This window comes from Pseudarthrobacter sp. S9, from assembly GCF_050156545.1.
In the GTDB taxonomy this organism is placed as follows: Bacteria; Actinomycetota; Actinomycetes; order Actinomycetales; family Micrococcaceae; genus Arthrobacter.
This window is the reverse complement of record NZ_CP189576.1, coordinates 4,015,642-4,032,757: the sequence shown is the minus strand read 5'-3', so window position 1 is coordinate 4,032,757 and position 17,116 is coordinate 4,015,642. Positions and strand designations below refer to the sequence as shown.

15 protein-coding genes are annotated in these 17,116 nt (G+C 66.7%); 5 read left to right on the top strand and 10 right to left on the bottom strand.

Annotated features, from left to right (window positions below; all coding sequences use genetic code 11):
* Window positions 1-9: 9 nt before the first annotated feature.
* A complete protein-coding gene (gene hisS / locus ACQCSY_RS19425; protein ID WP_427131334.1) occupies window positions 10-1,368 on the bottom strand; it encodes a histidine--tRNA ligase in 1,359 nt (452 codons plus the stop codon).
* A 257-nt stretch (window positions 1,369-1,625) separates the two neighbouring features.
* Between hisS and ACQCSY_RS19420 the strand changes: the two genes are divergently transcribed.
* The 3 genes from ACQCSY_RS19420 (at window position 1,626) to ACQCSY_RS19410 (ending at window position 5,034) form a co-directional block, all read left to right on the top strand.
* A complete protein-coding gene (locus tag ACQCSY_RS19420) occupies window positions 1,626-2,432 on the top strand; it encodes a peptidylprolyl isomerase (protein ID WP_427131332.1) in 807 nt (268 codons plus the stop codon).
* A gap of 325 nt (window positions 2,433-2,757) precedes the next feature.
* Window positions 2,758-4,290, top strand: coding sequence for a DUF349 domain-containing protein (locus tag ACQCSY_RS19415; protein WP_427131330.1), 1,533 nt, complete (start codon window positions 2,758-2,760; stop codon window positions 4,288-4,290).
* A 117-nt stretch (window positions 4,291-4,407) separates the two neighbouring features.
* Window positions 4,408-5,034 carry a hypothetical protein gene (locus ACQCSY_RS19410; protein WP_427131328.1) on the top strand — a complete coding sequence of 209 codons (627 nt, stop codon included), beginning with the start codon at window positions 4,408-4,410 and terminating at the stop codon, window positions 5,032-5,034.
* On the opposite strand, the gene ACQCSY_RS19405 is transcribed toward ACQCSY_RS19410, so the two are convergent.
* The 9 genes from ACQCSY_RS19405 to pdxT form a co-directional block, all read right to left on the bottom strand.
* A complete protein-coding gene (locus tag ACQCSY_RS19405) occupies window positions 5,031-7,349 on the bottom strand; it encodes a RelA/SpoT family protein (protein WP_427131326.1) in 2,319 nt (772 codons plus the stop codon). The genes ACQCSY_RS19410 and ACQCSY_RS19405 overlap by 4 nt on opposite strands.
* A gap of 223 nt (window positions 7,350-7,572) precedes the next feature.
* A complete protein-coding gene (secF, locus tag ACQCSY_RS19400) occupies window positions 7,573-8,592 on the bottom strand; it encodes a protein translocase subunit SecF (RefSeq protein ID WP_427131324.1) in 1,020 nt (339 codons plus the stop codon).
* On the bottom strand, window positions 8,593-10,368 hold the full coding sequence (secD, locus tag ACQCSY_RS19395; RefSeq protein WP_427131322.1) for a protein translocase subunit SecD: 1,776 nt from the start codon (window positions 10,366-10,368) through the stop codon (window positions 8,593-8,595).
* 102 nt (window positions 10,369-10,470) lie between these two features.
* Window positions 10,471-10,878 carry a preprotein translocase subunit YajC gene (yajC, locus tag ACQCSY_RS19390; RefSeq protein WP_427131320.1) on the bottom strand — a complete coding sequence of 136 codons (408 nt, stop codon included), beginning with the start codon at window positions 10,876-10,878 and terminating at the stop codon, window positions 10,471-10,473.
* 159 nt (window positions 10,879-11,037) lie between these two features.
* Window positions 11,038-12,138: a Holliday junction branch migration DNA helicase RuvB gene (gene ruvB, locus ACQCSY_RS19385; RefSeq protein WP_427131319.1), complete on the bottom strand. Its 1,101-nt coding sequence runs from the start codon at window positions 12,136-12,138 to the stop codon at window positions 11,038-11,040.
* Window positions 12,131-12,775: a Holliday junction branch migration protein RuvA gene (ruvA, locus tag ACQCSY_RS19380; RefSeq protein ID WP_427131318.1), complete on the bottom strand. Its 645-nt coding sequence runs from the start codon at window positions 12,773-12,775 to the stop codon at window positions 12,131-12,133. Before ruvA ends, ruvB begins: the two co-directional genes overlap by 8 nt.
* An 80-nt stretch (window positions 12,776-12,855) precedes the next feature.
* Window positions 12,856-13,434 (bottom strand): crossover junction endodeoxyribonuclease RuvC, encoded by a 579-nt coding sequence (gene ruvC, locus ACQCSY_RS19375; RefSeq protein ID WP_427131316.1) that lies wholly within the window; start codon window positions 13,432-13,434, stop codon window positions 12,856-12,858.
* Entirely contained in the window at window positions 13,431-14,186 is a 756-nt protein-coding gene (locus ACQCSY_RS19370; protein WP_427131315.1) for a YebC/PmpR family DNA-binding transcriptional regulator, read from the bottom strand. The genes ruvC and ACQCSY_RS19370 overlap by 4 nt, the downstream gene beginning before the upstream one ends.
* 3 nt (window positions 14,187-14,189) lie before the next feature.
* Complete coding sequence (gene pdxT, locus ACQCSY_RS19365) at window positions 14,190-14,891, bottom strand: pyridoxal 5'-phosphate synthase glutaminase subunit PdxT (RefSeq protein ID WP_427131313.1); 702 nt, start codon at window positions 14,889-14,891, stop codon at window positions 14,190-14,192.
* Between the two features lie 106 nt (window positions 14,892-14,997).
* Between pdxT and ACQCSY_RS19360 the strand changes: the two genes are divergently transcribed.
* Window positions 14,998-16,317 (top strand): MurT ligase domain-containing protein, encoded by a 1,320-nt coding sequence (locus ACQCSY_RS19360; RefSeq protein WP_427131312.1) that lies wholly within the window; start codon window positions 14,998-15,000, stop codon window positions 16,315-16,317.
* Window positions 16,314-17,102, top strand: a complete 789-nt coding sequence (locus ACQCSY_RS19355; RefSeq protein ID WP_427131310.1) for a type 1 glutamine amidotransferase — start codon at window positions 16,314-16,316, stop codon at window positions 17,100-17,102. The genes ACQCSY_RS19360 and ACQCSY_RS19355 overlap by 4 nt, the downstream gene beginning before the upstream one ends.
* Window positions 17,103-17,116: the final 14 nt, after the last annotated feature.

Genomic DNA, 17,116 nt, shown 5'->3' with positions numbered 1-17,116 from the left:
CGGCAGGCGCTAACCCTTGATGACGCGGACGTGCAGGTCTCCCTCCGAGGGGGTCCAGCCGGCCGGATCCGCATCGTACTGTTCACCCGAGCGGATGTCCTTGACCTGGTGCTTTCCGTCGTCGTCGGTGAACCAGACGAAGGGGATGCCCCGGCGGTCCGCGAACTTGATCTGCTTGCCGAACTTCTCCGCCTTCGCTGCGACTTCGGTGGCGATGCCGCGGCTGCGCAGCTGCGCGGCGATGTCCTGCGCGGCGCCCCAGCTGTCGTCGCTGTTGAGCGCCACGAGCACCGCGGTGGGGACGGAGCGCGACGCCTTGGCGAGGTCCTGGCTGAGGATCCGCGAGACCAGCCGGGTCACGCCGATCGAGAGTCCGACGCCGGGGAACTTGCGGTTGCCCTTTCTGGCCAGCGCGTCGTAGCGTCCGCCGGAGCAGATCGAGCCGAGCTGCTCGTGGCCCACCAGGATAGTTTCCACGACGGTGCCGGTGTAATAGTCCAGTCCGCGGGCGATGCTCAGGTCCGCGACCACCCTGCCGGGCGCCCGCTGGACGGCGGCGGCGATGACCTGCTCCAACTCGCTCAGGCCTTCCTCGAGCAGCTCGTTGCTGACGCCCAGCGCCTGGACCTGCTCCACGAACGAAGTATCCGCGGTGCGGATGCCGGCGAGCTTCAGCGCCCCCTGCGCCTGTTCCTCAGTGGCCCCGAGTTCAGACTGGAGCAGCTCGGCCACCTTGGCCGGACCGATCTTCTCCAGCTTGTCGATGCTGCGCAGCACGCCTGCGGTGTCCGAGAGCCCGATGCCGGTGTAAAAGCCCTCAGCCAGCTTGCGGTTGTTGATCCGGAGCAGGAAATCGGGAATCGGAAGGGCGTTGAGCGCTTCGGCGATCACCAGCGCAATCTCGACGTCGTAACGGAACGGCAGTTCGCCGTCGCCGACGACGTCGATGTCCGCCTGCGTGAACTCGCGGGCCCGTCCCTCCTGGGGACGCTCGCCGCGCCAGACCTTCTGGATCTGGTAACGGCGGAACGGGAAGGCGAGATAGCCGGCGTTTTCCACCACGTAGCGGGCGAACGGCACGGTGAGGTCGAAGTGCAGGGCAAGGGCGTGCGGGTCTGCCTTGGCGGCCTTCGCGGCATCGGACCCGGCTTCGCCGTCGTCGTCCTGCAGCCGGCTGAGGCCGTAGACCTCTTTGTCGATCTCGCCCTTGCGCAGCAGCTGTCCGACCGTTTCCACGGCGCGGGTCTCGATCGAGGAGAAGCCGTGGAGTTCAAAAATCCGGCGCAGGGTATCCAGCACGTGCAGCTCCACCAACCGCTCCTCGGGAAGCCACTCGGGGAATCCGGACAGGGAGGCGGTGCGTGCCATGGTGGATTTTCTCCTCTAGTAACAATGTCAGTGACAACGGGCAGTGCGTCTTGCGCCGTATTCTCCCCGAAACGTACGGAAGATAGGCGGCGGAGCGGCCAGTCGTGCATAAACTGTGTGCGGCAGTCAGTTTATGCTTTCGGCGCTTGCATCTTCTAATGCGTCCGGGCATGGCAGGACTGCGGGCAGCTCGACTGCTGAAACCGCGACGGCGCCCAGTGCTCGTTCCGGTTCCGGCCCTACAACCAGGAGGACCTTTGGCGGCCAGTTCACGGAGCGCCCGCGAAGCGAAGCGGCGTGTCCAGCAGATGGAGGGAAAGCGCGAGCTGCGCCGGGAGCAGGACAAGCGCCGAAAACGCGACAACCTCCTGGCCGCCGGCGCCGGGACGGCGGCTGTCGTCGTCGCCCTCGTGCTCCAGCTGACAGTTTTCTCCTCCAACCCGAGCGAAGAGGAGTTCACGGCCGCGCAGGCGGGCCTGCAGAGCCCGTCGGCGTCCGCCACGCCGTCGGTCTCGCCCACCAACGGGGAGAACATTCCGAAGCCGGAAACCGCCGCGGGCAAGACCTTCACCGGAGAGCTCAAGCTGAACAGCGGGACGCTGGGAATTGAGCTGGACGGCACCACGGCGCCGCAGGCTGCCGCCGTGTTCAAGTCCCTCGCGGACCAGAACTTCTATAACGGCCTCAGCTGCCACCGCCTGACGACGGCGGAGACATTCGGCGTCTTGCAGTGCGGCTCCAAGTCCGGCAACGGCAGCAGCGATCCGGCCTACACCTGGGGCCCGCTGGAAAACACCCCGCCGGACAACAGCTACCCGGCCGGAACCATCGCAGTCGCCAGGACCGGCGGAAACGCGAACGGCAACGACACCCAGTTCTTCATCGTGTACAAGGACACTGTCATCCCGGCTGACGCTGCCGGCGGCTACACGGTGGTGGGCAAGGTGACATCCGGCCTGGACGTGGTGACCGGTATCGCGGCCGCCGGCCTCAAACCGGGTGATAACGCCACCGACGGCGCACCTGCGGAACCAGTCACGATAGACTCGTTCTCACTGAAGTGACCAGCCGCGGCCTTGGTGGCCACGGTCCCGGTATTTCCCTCCAAGCGAAAGACTTCTAGCGGTGACAGACAGTCAGAAATCCGACGAAACATTGTCAGCAGCAGCTGGCAACGAAACCGAAGCCGAGGCATCCTCTGCCGAGGGCACAAGCTCAGGCGAAGGCGTAGACCCGGCCACAGACACAGCCGTGAACACAGACGCCAGCACAGGCGCGACGGCGGAAACGGCAACAGAGCCGGCTGAAGCCGAGGCCGCGCCTGAAACTGAGGCCGCGCCTGAAACTGAGGCCGCGCCTGAAACTGAGGCCGCGCCGTCTGCTGCTCCGGTGCCCGCCGCTGAGGCCGCGCCCGCCGTCGAGGCCGAGGCCGCTGCTCCACCGGCGCCCGCCGCTGAGGCCGCGCCTGAAACTGAGGCCGCGGCCGCCGCCGAGGCAGAGACCGAGGCCGCGCCCGCCGCCGAGGCCGAGGCCGCTGCTCCTCCGGCGCCCGGACCCGCACCGGCGCACCGTCCCGCGCCGTCCCCGGCAGCGTTCGCGGCCCGCCCCAAGGCCAAGCCGTCCGCGGCCGCCCCGGCCCCCGCGCCGGCATCCGTGTCTTCCGCCGCCTCCCTGGCCGAAGCGGCCCGCTGGGGCCGGGTCGAGGGCGACGGCCATGTGTTCCTGACCGTTGACGGCACGGAACACCCTGTCGGCCAGTACCCGGGCGTCAGCGCCGACGAGGCCCTGGGCTACTTCGCCCGGAAGTACGACGACATCGTGGCACAGATCGTCCTGCTCGAGCAGCGCGTCAGCTCCAAGGCGCCCACCACGGACATGCAGAAGACCGTTACGCACCTGCGTGAGCAGCTCGCCGAGCGGAACATGGTGGGCGACCTCCGTTCGGCCGAGGCCCGCCTGGACTCCCTTGTCACACAGATCGGCGAGCTCGAAAAGGCCGAGAAGGCCGAACACGACGCCGTCCGTGCCGCCGAGCTTGCTGCCCGCGAGGCCATCGTGGCCGAGGCCGAGGAGATTGCAGGCCACGACCCGGCCCAGGTCCAGTGGAAAACCTCCAGTGCCCGGATGAACGAACTGTTCGAAGGCTGGAAGACCGCCCAGAAGAGCGGCGTCCGGCTTGGCCGCAGCAACGAAGACGCACTCTGGAAGCGGTTCCGCGCCGCCCGCACGGTCTTCGACCGGCACCGCCGCGCGTACTTCTCTCAGCTGGACAGCAATAACTCGGCAGCCAAGGCCGCCAAGGAGAAGCTGATCTCAGAGGCCGAGGCACTGTCCTCCTCGACCGACTGGGGCTTCGCCGCCGGCGAGTACCGCCGCCTGATGGACGACTGGAAGGCCTCCCCGCGCGCCAGCCGCAAGGACGACGACGCCCTGTGGGCACGTTTCCGGGCCGCGCAGGACGTCTTCTTCACCAACAGGCAGGCAGCCAACGACGAGATCGACCAGGAGTATGGTGCGAACCTCGTGGTGAAGGAAGCCCTGCTGGTGGAAGCGACCGAACTGCTGCCCATCAAGGACCTCGCGGCTGCCAAGAAGGCCCTCCAGTCCATCCGCGACCGCTGGGAAGAAGCCGGCAAGGTTCCGAGGGTGGACATGAGCCGTGTCGAGGCCGGCCTGCGGAAGGTGGAGGACGCTGTCCGTCACGCCGAGGACGAGAACTGGAAGCGTTCGAACCCGGAGACGAAGGCCCGCACCGACAGCGCGCTGACGCAGCTGGAGTCGGCCATCGCCGGGCTCAAGGACGATCTGGCCAGGGCCGAGAAGGCCGGGGACCAGCGCAAGATCAGGGCAGCCCAGGAGGCCCTAGAGGCACGCCAGGCCTGGCTTGAGCAGCTGGAGCGCTCAGCCAGCGAACTCTCCTAGCACGTAAGCATGCGGACGGCCCCGGCCGTTCAGCCTGACAACAGGCCCCGTTTCGGTTATCCACATGACCGGGCCGGGGCCTGTTCCGTTCCCCCGGCGACGCGGCACGATGACTGAATGGTACTCCTGCCCCGCGCTCCCGCTCTCAGCCCGGTTCCGACGCCGCCCGGCTCTGACCCCGTCGAGCTCTACTCCCCCGGCACCCTGTTCTCCTGGCCGGAGCTGCAGGCCATGGCGTCCGACGGCGTGCTGACGCAGCTGTATCAGCGCGGGTACCTGCCGCCCGGCACCCGTTCCAGCCCGCAGCTCCGCGCCCGCGCGGCCGCCCTTGGGGTCCCACCGGCGATCCGGCAGCGGGTGGTGGCCGGACGAATGACGGCGGCGTGGATCTACGGCTGCACCGGGGAGCCGGACCGTCTCGCGCTGCTGGTGGACGCCAACCGGCGGATATCCAGCCTCAGGTCCACGCGCGGCTGCACCTTCCATGAAGTGCGGCTGGGCCAGTTCGACGTCGTGAGCCTCGGCGGCCTGATGGTCTCCAGCCCGCTGCGCACCGCGGTGGACATTGCCCTCCACGTGGAGGCGGATCGTGCCCTACCCGCTCTCGGTGCCTTCCTGGCGCGCCCTGAGCTGGATGTGCGGTTGCGCGTGCTCAGGCTCGCCGTCGATGCCAGCCCTCGGGTGCCGCATAAGAAGGCGGCACTGGAAAAGCTCGCCCTGCTACCGGCGCCGCCGGGGAGCTAGCTGCGCCGCCGGTTGCCGGTTGTGCGGTAGACGTCAAAGACACCGTCAATGCGGCGTACCGCGCTGAGCACATGGCTGAGGTACTTCGGGTCGCCCATTTCGAAGGCAAACTTGGAGATCGCCACCCGGTCCGTGGAAGTATGCACGCTGGCCGCCAGGATGTTGACGTGGTTTTCGGAGAGTACCCGGGTCACGTCCGACAACAGCGACTTGCGGTCCAGCGCTTCGACCTGGATCTCCACGAGGAACACGCTGGACTGCGTGGGGGCCCAGTCCACCTCCACGATTCTGTCCGGCTGGTCCATCAGGCCGGCCACGTTGGTGCAGTCGGTCCGGTGCACGGAGATTCCGGAGCCCCGCGTGACGAAGCCAAGGATCGGATCGGGCGGCACCGGAGTGCAGCACCGGGCCAGTTTCACCCAGACGTCGTCCACGCCGCGGACCACCACGCCGGAATCGGAGTACCGGGCCTTGCTGACCTGGGTTGGGATGGAGACCTCGGAGAGGTCTTCGTCCGGGGTTTCCTTCCCGCCAAGGCTCGCAACCAGGTGTTCCATGACGGACTGGGCCGAGGTGTGCCCGTCGCCCACTCCTGCATAAAGACCGGAGATGTCCGCATACTTGAAGTCCTCCGCGATCGTTGCGAGGGCGTCGTGGGTCATCAGCCGCTGCAGAGGAAGGTTCTGCTTGCGCATCGCCTTGGTAAGCAGATCCTTGCCGCGGTCAATCGCCTCTTCGCGGCGTTCCTTGCTGAACCACTGCCTGATCTTGTTGCGGGCACGGGCGCTCTTGACGAAGTGCTGCCAGTCCTGGCTGGGACCGGCACCTTCTGCCTTCGAGGTGAAGATCTCCACCCAGTCGCCGTGGTTCAGTTCACTGTTGAGCGGCACCAGCTTGCCGTTGACCCTGGCGCCGATGGTCCGGTGGCCCACCTCGGTGTGCACGGCGTAGGCGAAGTCCACCGGTGTGGAGCCCGCCGGCAGGGCCATGACCTCGCCTTTGGGGGTGAAGACGAACACCTCGCGGGCGTTGATTTCAAAGCGCAGGGAGTCGAGGAATTCGCCGGGATCGGAGGTCTCCTGCTGCCAGTCGACGAGGGACCGCAGCCAGCCCATGTCGCCGTCGCGGGGGCTGCCGGGGCCGGCGGCCGTCCGGTTCGGCTGATCCTTGTACTTCCAATGGGCGGCGACGCCGTATTCGGCACGCCGGTGCATCTCGTGGGTGCGGATCTGGATCTCCACCGGCTTGCCGCCAGGTCCGATCACCGTGGTGTGCAGTGACTGGTACATGTTGAACTTGGGCATCGCGATGTAGTCCTTGAACCGCCCGGGAAGGGGATTCCAGCGCGAGTGCATGGCGCCCAGGGCCGCGTAACAGTCCCGGACGGAGTCAACCAGAACCCGGACACCCATCAGGTCATTGATGTCGTCGAAGTCTTTGTCCCGGACGATCATCTTCTGGTAGATGGAGTAGTAGTGCTTGGGCCGGCCGCTGATCGTGGCCTTGATTTTGGCCGCGCGCAGGTCATCGGTGATCTGGTTGCGGATGACGCTCAGGTTCTTTTCGCGCTCCGGGGTCCGGTCCCCCACCATGCGCACGATTTCCTCATAGACCTTCGGGTACAGCGCCGCGAAGGACAGGTCCTCGAGTTCCCACTTGATGGTGTTCATGCCGAGCCGGTGTGCCAGCGGCGCGAAGATCTCCAGGGTTTCGCGGGCCTTACGGGCCGAGGACTCCGCGGAGACGAAGCGCCACGTGCGGGCGTTGTGCAGCCGGTCCGCGAGTTTGATCATGAGCACCCGGATGTCCTTGGCCATGGCCACGACCATCTTGCGCACCGTTTCGGACTGCGCGGCCTCGCCGAAGCTGACCTTGTCCAGCTTGGTGACACCGTCCACCAGCATCGCCACTTCCGGACCGAACTCGGCCTTGAGGTCGCCCAGCGTGTAGGAGGTGTCCTCGACCGTGTCGTGCAGGAGGGCCGCCGCCAGCGTCGTGCCGCTGAGGCCCAGCTCGGCAAGGATGGTGGCCACAGCCACCGGGTGCGTGATGTAGGGGTCGCCACTCTTGCGCTTCTGGCCCCGGTGGCAGCGCTCCGCCACGACGAAGGCGCGCTGGATGAGGTCGAAGTCTTCCTTGGGGTTGTTGGCGCGCACGGTGCGCAGCAGGGGCTCCAGGATCGGCGAGTACGCGGGTGCTCCCCGCCCCGTCAGTCGGGCAAGGCGCGACCTGGTGCGTTCGCGGCGGCCGGGGAAGGTGGGCCGGGCTCCCGAGTTGTCGACCGGGACGGGAACATCGGGGCGTCCGGGAGCCACCAGGCCAGTCTGAGAACCCTGGCCGGGGCCCTTTTCCGCAGGTGCCGCCGGCACCGGCGTCGAACGTTCTTCCAATGGAGCACCTCTCACAACCGGTTAATTATTCAAGTGTATTCCCGCGGCAAGATACTTCGATAACCGGCCGGCATACGGCGACGGGCCGGAGACCGTCACGGATGACGTTCTCCGGCCCGTCGGACCGAGGCAAACAGGACCGATGCGGCTAGGCCGTGGCGGGCGTTGCCTGCGTGGCGGTCTTGGCGGCCGCCTCCGCGCGCCGCTGTTCCACACGCTTGGCCTGCTTGACCAGATCGGGTTCGCTCTGGCGCAGCCAGGCGTAGAGCGGAGCGGCGACAAAGATCGTTGCGGCGGTTCCGATCAGGATGCCCACGAACAAGGCCAGCGAGAGGTCCCGCAGCGTTCCGGCGCCCAACAGTCCCGCACCGATGAAGAGAATGGCGCCGACGGGCAGGATAGCCACCATCATGGTGTTGATGGACCTGACCAGGGTCTGGTTGACGGCCAGGTTGACCTCTTCGCCGAAGGTCCGGCGGGACGAAGCCTGCAGGTCCGCCGTGTTTTCACGGATCTTGTCGAACACCACCACGGTGTCGTACAGCGAGTAGCTGAGCACCGTGAGGAAGCCGATGATGGCCGACGGCGTCACCTCGAAGTCGCTCAGGGCGTAAACACCGGCGGTGATGAACATGGTCACCAACATGCCCGCGATCGCTGAGAGCGACATCTTCCAGGTCCGGAAGTACAGCGCCATCAGCACGGCGGCAAGGCCGACGAAGATGGCCAGGCCGAGCAGGGCCTGCTTGGTGACGTCGGCGCCCCAGGTGGGGCCGACGAAGGTGGATGTCACTTCGTTGTCGGTGACACCGTAGGCGGTGGTGAGGCCCTCCTTGATGCGGAGCGTCTCATCATCGGTGAGCTTGTCGGTCTGGATGCGCATCGTGGTGCCGGCGACGTTGGCGACGCGCGGCACGCTGCCGGCGACGACGTCCTTGACGGCCTTCTCCCCGAGGGTCGCGTCCGTGGTCTTCACATTGGAGACCGTGAACTCGGAACCGCCGCGGAATTCGATCCCGAGGTTGAAGCCGCCCTTGGCGACCGGGAGGAGGATCGAGAGTGCGACGGCGATGGCTGCGATCAGGAACCAGATCTTCTTGGACCCGACGAAGTCGTACGAGCGCTTGCCCGTGTAAAGCTCGTTACCGAATGTGGCGAAGCTGGCCATTTACTTGCCCTCCTTGGCTGCGCTCTTGGCGGAACCGGCGAGCTGTCCCTGCTCGCCCTGTTCCTGCTTTTCCGCGAGGCGGCGTTCTGCAATGGTCATCCGGCGCTCGGCTTCAGCCGTTGCGCCACTGTTCTTGGCGCGCACCGCGACGGCGGGCTTGTCCTCCGGCGTACGGATCCGGCCCGCGCCCCGATACAGGGGCACGGCGCCGAGGCGCTTGGGGTCAAGTCCCGAGAACCGGTGGCCTTCACCGAAGAACTTGGTGCGGGACAGCACCTGCAGGGTCGGGTGGGTGAACATGAAGACGACGATGAGGTCGGCGATCGCGGTCAGGCCCAGCGTGAACGCGAAGCCGCGGACGTTGCCCACGGCCACGAAGTACAGCACGAGCGCGGCCAGCAGGTTCACTGCCTTGGACGCGAGGACGGTGCGCTTGGCCCGCTTCCAGCCGTTCTGGACGGCCGAGACCAGGCCGCGGCCTTCGCGGAGTTCATCGCGAATACGTTCGAAGTAGACGATGAACGAGTCCGCCGTCTGGCCGATGGCCACAATCAGGCCGGCCACACCGGCGAGGGAAAGGCGGTAGTTCTCCGTCCACCCCAGGATAGCGATGGCCAGGTAGGTCAGTGCACCGGCCACCACGAGAGAGGCAATAGTGACGAAGCCGAGTGCCCGGTACTGGAACAGTGAGTAGACGACCACCAGCAGCAGGCCGATCACGCCAGCCAGCAGGCCCATGCGGAGCTGCTCACCGCCGAGGGTCGCCGATATCTGCTGCTCGCTCTGGATCTCGAAGCTGATCGGCAGTGCGCCGAAGCGCAGCTGGTCCGAGAGGGCCTTCGCGGACTGCTCCGTGAATCCCCCGGTGATCTGCGGGCGGCCGTCGGTGATGACGGCAAGGGAACGCGGTGCCGAGATGACCTGGTCATCGAGGACAATGGCGAACTGGGCCTTGGGATCCGAGCCGCCCTGGGCTCCGCCGGCCACGTAGAACTGGTACAGGCGTTCGGTGACTTCCTTGAACTTGGCGGTGCCCTGATCGTCGAACTGGATGTTCACGGCCCACTCGTTGGTCACGGCACCCTGGGCACCGCGCTGCAGCTGGAACGAGGAGGACTTGATGTTCGACCCCTTGACCTCAACCGGCCCAAGAATGTATTTGATCGCGGGGGACTTGGCGGTAGCCGGCTCGCAGGTGACCAGGGGCTTGGCCGGGTCCGAGCGTTCCTGCTTGTCCTGGGACGGTTTGTCGCAGTCGAGCGTCTCGAACTTCTTGTAGACGTCGGCGGTGATCCAGTTCACGTCGCTGCTGTTGGCGGGCGCCGCCGTCGGCTTCGGCAGCTGGTCATCCGGGGTCAGGGACGCCGTGGGGACTGCCGCGCCGGCGCCGGCCTGGAGGACCGGCCGGAAGTTCATGTCGGCGGATGCCTGGATCAGGGCCCGCGTCTCCTTGGAAGGGGTGCCTGGCAGGCTAACCACGACGTTGCGGCCCGACTGCGTGCTGATCTCAGCCTCTGCGACGCCCGAGCCGTCCACGCGCTGGCGGATGATCGCCACTGCCTGGTTGAGCTGATCTTCGTTGATGTTCGAACCGCCCTCAACCTTGGGCGCCAGGATCATCTGCGTGCCGCCTTCAAGGTCCAAGGCGAGCTTGGGAGCCCAGCTCGCATGCCCGGCTATCGTGCCGCCCGCCAGGACAGCCGTCAAGACGGCGAGAATAACGCCAAGCCAGACCAGCACCCTGCGGGCTGAGTTTTTGGGGCCAGTTCGTGCCATTGTCGATCTTTCTCTTAATTACGGAGGAGCCGCCGGTGCCGGCCGTGAGGCCCACACCGGCGGATGACCGCAGCAATTCGCGCGATATCTCAGATAGGCAGACTAGCTGTCTTTCTTGCCTTCGTCATTGAGGCGCCGCAGGGTTTCGTCTGGGGTTTCATTGCGCGGTACTTCGTTGACGGGAGCAGAGCTGTCCGCCTTGTCGATCGTCAGCGAAGAGGCGTCGTCGGGAACGACCGTGGGCTCCTCGGCTGCAACAACCGGCTCAACGATTTTGGTGACAGCCTGCCGGTGCACGGTGGCGGTGTTTCCCGGGGAGAGTTCCAGCAGGACCTTGTTCTCTTCCTCGTCGATTTCAACGATCCGGCCGAACAGGCCGAAGCTGGTCATGACCTCGACACCCGGGGCAAACTGCGACTGGAGCGCGACCGCCTGTTCCTTGGTTTTTTTGTTGCGACGGAACATCATGAAGACAAAGAGTCCGAGCATGACGAACAGGAGGATTGTCATTGGATCCACAGGGATAATTCCGTTCTGTACTTGCGTAGCTGGTCATTGGCAACATCCGCTTCGCTCCGAGCCGGCTGGCAGATGGATACCGCGCGCAGAAACAAAGACCCGAACGTGCCGAGCGTCATACCAGTCTAAAGGGAAAAGCACTAGCTGGTGCTATTGACTGTTACTGATCCATTCCGGATCGGCTTCTTCACCCAGATCGCCGCCCGGGCCCCCGGCCTGGAATAGTTCCAGCGGGTCCTGGCCGAAGAGGCCGGCAGGTACTGCGAACCCAAGGTGCGTCCACGCGGGCGCCAGGGCGATCCGCCCCCGCGGTGTCCGGCCCAGCAGCCCCTCGCGGACCAGATACGGCTCGGCAACAGTCTCGACGGTTTCCGTCTCCTCGCCGACGGCGATGGCCAGGGTGGAAAGGCCCACCGGTCCCCCGCCGAACTTGGTGATCAGGGCCTCGAGGACCGCGCGGTCCAGCCGGTCGAGGCCGCGCTTGTCGACCTCGTACATGTCGAGGGCCGCCGAGGCTGCACGGGCGTCAATCTGCTCGATACCGTGCACCAGCGCCCAGTCCCGCACCCGCCGGAGGAGGCGGTTGGCGATGCGGGGGGTCCCCCGGGACCGTCCGGCGATCTCGCTGAAACCTGCCGAGTTGACCTGCAGATCAAGCAGACCGGCGGAACGGCGGAGGACGAGTTCCAACTCCTCCACCGAGTAGAACTCGAGGTGGCCGGTGAAGCCGAAGCGGTCGCGGAGCGGCCCTGGCAGGAGTCCGGCCCGCGTGGTGGCGCCGACCAGGGTGAAGGGCGGCAGTTCGAGCGGGATGGCCGTGGCGCCGGCGCCCTTGCCGACAATGATGTCGACGCGGAAGTCCTCCATGGCCATGTACAGCATTTCCTCGGCCGGCCGGGACATGCGGTGGATTTCGTCAAGGAAGAGGACTTCGCCCTCGGAGAGCGAGGACAGGATGGCGGCCAGGTCCCCGGCGTGCTGGATGGCCGGGCCGCTGCTGATCCGCAGCGGAGCGTTCATTTCGGCAGCGATGATCATGGAGAGCGTGGTCTTGCCCAGGCCCGGCGGCCCGGAAAGCAGGACGTGGTCCGCGCTGCGGCCACGTATGCGGGAGGCTTCCAGGACGAGGGAGAGTTGTTTGCGGACCCGGTGCTGGCCCACGAAGTCGTGCAGGTTCTTGGGCCTCAGGGCGGCCTCGATGGCCCGCTCCTCAGGCTCCTCGCCCCCGGCGATCAGCGACGGCTCAGCCACGCGCGCCTACCCGGTTCCCGGCGCGGGCGCCGTCCTGGCCCAGCCAGCGCAGCGTCGCGCGCAGGATTTCCGCGACGTTGCCGTTCTCGGCCAGTTCAGGTGAGTCGGCCAGGGACTTGTCGATGCTGGACGTGGCGTCCTTTTCGGACCAGCCCAGGCTCGTCATGGCCGCGACCACCTGCGGCTTCCACGTGGCTTCCGCGGATACCGCCGGCGCGGTGCCGCCGGCAGTCCCGTGCGGCACGAGCTTCCCGGCCAGTTCCAGCACGATCCGGCCGGCCACCTTGGGGCCGATACCCGGGACCTTGGTAAACGCCTTGCCGTCGCCGGAATGCGCGGCAACCCGGATGGCTTCAGGTTCGTGGACGGCCAGTACGGCCAGCGCGAGGCGCGGCCCGACGCCGCTGACGCTGAGCAGGACGTCGAACACCTCGCGTTCGTCGTCGCTCGCGAACCCGAACAGGGTCAGGGAATCCTCCCGCACGATCAGCGAGGTGAACAGCTTCCCCTCCTGCCCAAGCCGCAGGCTGCTGAGGGTCTGCGGCGTGGCGTTGACGCTCATGCCGGCACCGTTGAGGTCGATCACGGCGGAGGACAGGCCGACGTGCGCTACGGTTCCGCGAAGAAAACTGATCAAAGCCGGGCTCCTGAAATACAGCCAGCGTCAACCGGCTATCCGAACATATCTACGAATACCCTAGCAAGCGGGCCGGACATTCAGCGTGCACGGCGCGCTTTGGCCTCGGCCTCGGCCCAGGCGCGCTGGGCGGGAGTCAGCGACTGGCTGCCCGGTCCCGTCGTCGCGACGGCGGCCCCGCCGCCGGCCCGCCAGGCGTGGGTGATGGCAAGGGCCAGGGCGTCGGCGGCGTCCGCCGGCCGCGGCGGGGCGTCCAGCCGGAGGATCTTGGTCACCAGTTTGGTGACGGCGTCCTTGTTGGAGGTGCCGCTTCCGGTGACGGCGGCCTTGACCTCCGACGGCGTGTGCAGCGCCACCGGGATGCCGCGGCGCGCGGCGGCAGCGATCACCACGCCGGAGGCCTGCGCGACCCCCATCACGGTACTGACGTTGAGCTGGGAGAACACGCGTTCCACGGCGAGGACGTTTGGCTCGTAGCGGTCCAGCCAGTCATCGATGGAGGTGGCAATGACGAGGAGGCGCTGGTCCAGGCTCTCGTCGGGGGTGGTTCCGACGACGCCGAACGCCACCAAGGTGGCCCGGCGGTTCTTTTCGACGTCCACGACGCCGATGCCGCACCTGGTGAGGCCCGGGTCTACTCCGAGGACGCGAAGGGTCACTCGGCTTCCAGTGCGGCCTGCACTTCGTCGCTGAGGTCGGCGTTGCTGTAGACGTTCTGGACGTCGTCGAGGTCTTCCAGGGCATCCACGAGTTTCATGAACTTCTTGGCGGCGTCCAGGTCCAGCGGCACTTCCATGGAGGGCACGAACTCGGCCTCGTCGGTGTCGTAGTCGATTCCGGCGTCCTTGAGGGCGTCGCGGATGGCCTGCAGGTCGGTCGGCTCGGAGTGGATCTCGAAGGTGTCGCCGTTGTCCTTGACTTCCTCGGCGCCGGCGTCCAGCACTGCCATCAGGAGATCATCCTCGGTCAAGCCGTTCTTCTGCAGGGAAACGACACCCTTGCGGCTGAAGAGGTAGCTGACCGAGCCGGGATCGGCGATCGTGCCGCCGTTGCGGGAGATGGCGAGGCGGACTTCCGAGGCGGCCCGGTTCTTGTTGTCCGTGAGGCATTCGATGAGCAGCGCCGAACCCTGCGGGCCGCGGGCCTCGTACATGATTTCGGAGTAGTCCACGACTTCGCCGGTCAGGCCGGCGCCGCGCTTGATGGCGCGGTCGATGTTGTCAGCGGGGACCGAGGTCTTCTTGGCCTTGGTGACAGCCAGTTCCAGGCCGGGGTTGCCTGCAAGGTCCGGTCCGCCCATGCGCGCGGCGACTTCGATGTTCTTGATCAGCTTGGCGAACGACTTCGCCCGGCGGCTGTCGAGGATGGCCTTCTTGTGCTTGGTCGTCGCCCATTTGGAGTGGCCTGACATGCTTTAAACTTCCCCTCTGATCATTCGAATAAACAGTTCGTGCACGCGCTTCTCCCCTGTCACTTCCGGGTGGAAGGAGGTGGCCAGCAGCTTGCCGGAACGCACTGCAACAATTCTAGCCGTCCCGTCCAGGGACTCGGGGTGGCCCGCCTTGGACGGCTCCACCTGGGCGAGGACCTCCACGCCGTCGCCGACGCGTTCCACCCACGGTCCGCGGATGAACACCGCGTGGACGGGCGGCACGCCGTCGCCGGTGGCGCTGAACTCCAGGCCCCTGAACTCGAGGTCCGTCTCGAAGGACTCCCGCTGCCGGCCGAAGGCGTTTCGGCGCACCGTGATGTCCAGGCCGCCGAACGTCTGCTGCGGCGCTCCTGACAGGTCCGTCGCCGGGTCCGCGATCTCATCCGCCAGCAGGATCATGCCGGCGCAGGAGCCGTAGACGGGCAGGCCCGCCCGGATGCGTTCGCGCAGGGGATCCCGGAGCCCGAAGATCCTCGACAGCTTGTCGATGGTGGTCGATTCGCCGCCCGGGATGATGAGCCCGTCCAGGCCAACAAGCTCGGACGGACGGCGGATACCGATGCCGGTGGCGCCGGCGGCCTCCACGGCGTGCAGGTGTTCGCGGAAATCGCCCTGGAGGGCCAGGACACCGATCCGCAGGCCTGCACCCGCGCGGGAAGGAAGCGCAGAAGAGGGGGTGGTCATCCAAACAGCATAGTGCGCCGTGCTTTCCCTCGGACGCATCCGGTGACGCCGCGAGTCAGGCTTCCATGCCGCTGCCGGGATATATAACTGGGATATATTATAAAGCATGTTTTACTTCAGCGTTCCGCTCGGCAAGCTCGTCCGCCGGGTCTCCCGGCTCAGGGGCGGAGGCTCCGCCCTCCCCGGGCTGGTGGTCGAAAAAATCGACCCCGGCTTCATGCAAAGAACACTGTCCACGCTGCCCTTGGGGGTCGCCGTCGTCAGCGGCACGAACGGCAAAACCACCACCACCAAGATGGTGGTGGAGCTATTGGAAAGCCAGGGCCTGAATGTCTTCACCAACCGCACCGGCAGCAACTTCACCCGCGGCGTGGCTGCCGCACTGCTGGGCGAGGTCGACTGGCGCGGCCGGCTCGACGCCGATATCGCGGTGCTGGAACTGGACGAGGCCCACGCCGTGCATTTCGTCAACAAGGTTCGTCCCCGCTACAGCCTGCTCCTCAACGTCCTCCGCGACCAGCTGGACCGCTTCGGGGAGATCGACAAGACCGCCGAGCTGCTGCAGCACATTGCCTCCAAGACCACCGGGACGGTCGTCCTGAACCGGGAAGACCCCCGGGTCGCCCGGATTGCCGGCACCCTGAACGGGCCCGAGGTGCTCTACTTCGGACTGGACGACTCCTTGCTCAGCACCTTCCCCAACGATGACGACATGCGGGCGGCCCCCGGCAGCCCGGTGCCGCCTGCCCCCGCCAGGCCGGACGCCGACGTCGTGCTGCGCCGGGTCGGTGCGGATGACGCGGACTTTGAGTACGACGGCGTCACCCTCACCACGGCGATGAAGCTCCGCGGCGTCTACAACATCTTCAACGCCGCCGCGGCGCTGACCCTGGCCCGCGCGATCGCGGTGCGGGCCACCGCTGGCCAGGACACCGTCAAGGGGAAGACGGCGGTTGCCGACAACGACGGGCTGCTGAAGGCACTCGCCAAGGTGGCGCCGGCGTTCGGCCGCGGCGAGAGCCTCGTCGTCGACGGCCTCCCGCTGGAGCTGGTCCTGGTCAAGAACCCCAGCGGCTTCCGGCTGGGCCTGAAGTCCTTCCCGGCGGCCGGCTACGCCACCATGATCGCCATCAACGACAACTACGCCGACGGCCGCGATATGTCGTGGCTGTGGGATGTCGAGTTCGACACCCTCCGCGACGCCGGAGTGGACCAGCTGAGCGGCTCCCGCGCCTATGACATGGCCCTGCGCCTGCAGTACGACGACGTCGCCATCGGGGCCGTCAACACCGAGATTGCGCCCGCGCTGGCCGCCTTCATCCGCGGCGGCAAGGTCAAGCCGAAACGGATCTTCTGCACCTACACAGCCATGCTGGCCATCCGCCGCGAGCTGTCCAAAATCACCACAGTGGAGGTGGTCTCATGACCCCCCAGTCCAGGCACGAATTGTCCTACGGGCACGAGCTGCCGCCGGAGGGCTCCCCCGCCCCGAGCAAGGGGATCATCCGGGTCCTGCAGCTGTATCCGCGGGACATGAACATCTACGGCGACTGGGGCAATGCCCTGGTGCTGGCGCAGCGCCTGCGCTGGCACGGCTTCACGCCGGAACTGCTCGAGTACAACGTCGGCGACGATTTCCCCTCGAAGGTGGACCTGATCGTCGGCGGTGGCGGGCAGGACAGCGGGCAGCTGGTCATCAAAGATGACCTCCTCTCCCGGGAGTCCACCCTCAAGGAGCTGGCCGAGGACGGCACGCCCATGCTGGTGATCTGCGGGCTCTACCAGCTCTTCGGGAAATTCTTCAAGACCCGGTTGGGCTCTGTCATTCCGGGGATCGGGATCCTGGATGTGGAGACCCATGGCACCGATGAACGGCTGATCGGGAACGTCACCGTGTCCTCCCCCGAATTCGGCAGCATCCTTGGCTACGAGAACCACAGCGGCCAGACCACCCTCGGACCCGGCGTCGAGCCGCTCGGAACCACCGCCAAAGGAACCGGCAACAACAGCAGCGACGGCCAGGAGGGGGTCCGCCACCGCAACATCGTGGCGAGCTACCTGCACGGATCGCTGCTGCCCAAGAACCCGGCCCTGGCCGACTTCCTGATCCGGACCGCCGTCGAACGCAAGTACGGCACCTTCACGCCCGGCACCCCGGACGACTCCTATGCGGTCCTTGCCCGCGAACACGCGGCCCGCCGGCCCCGCTGACGGCGGTCCGCGGG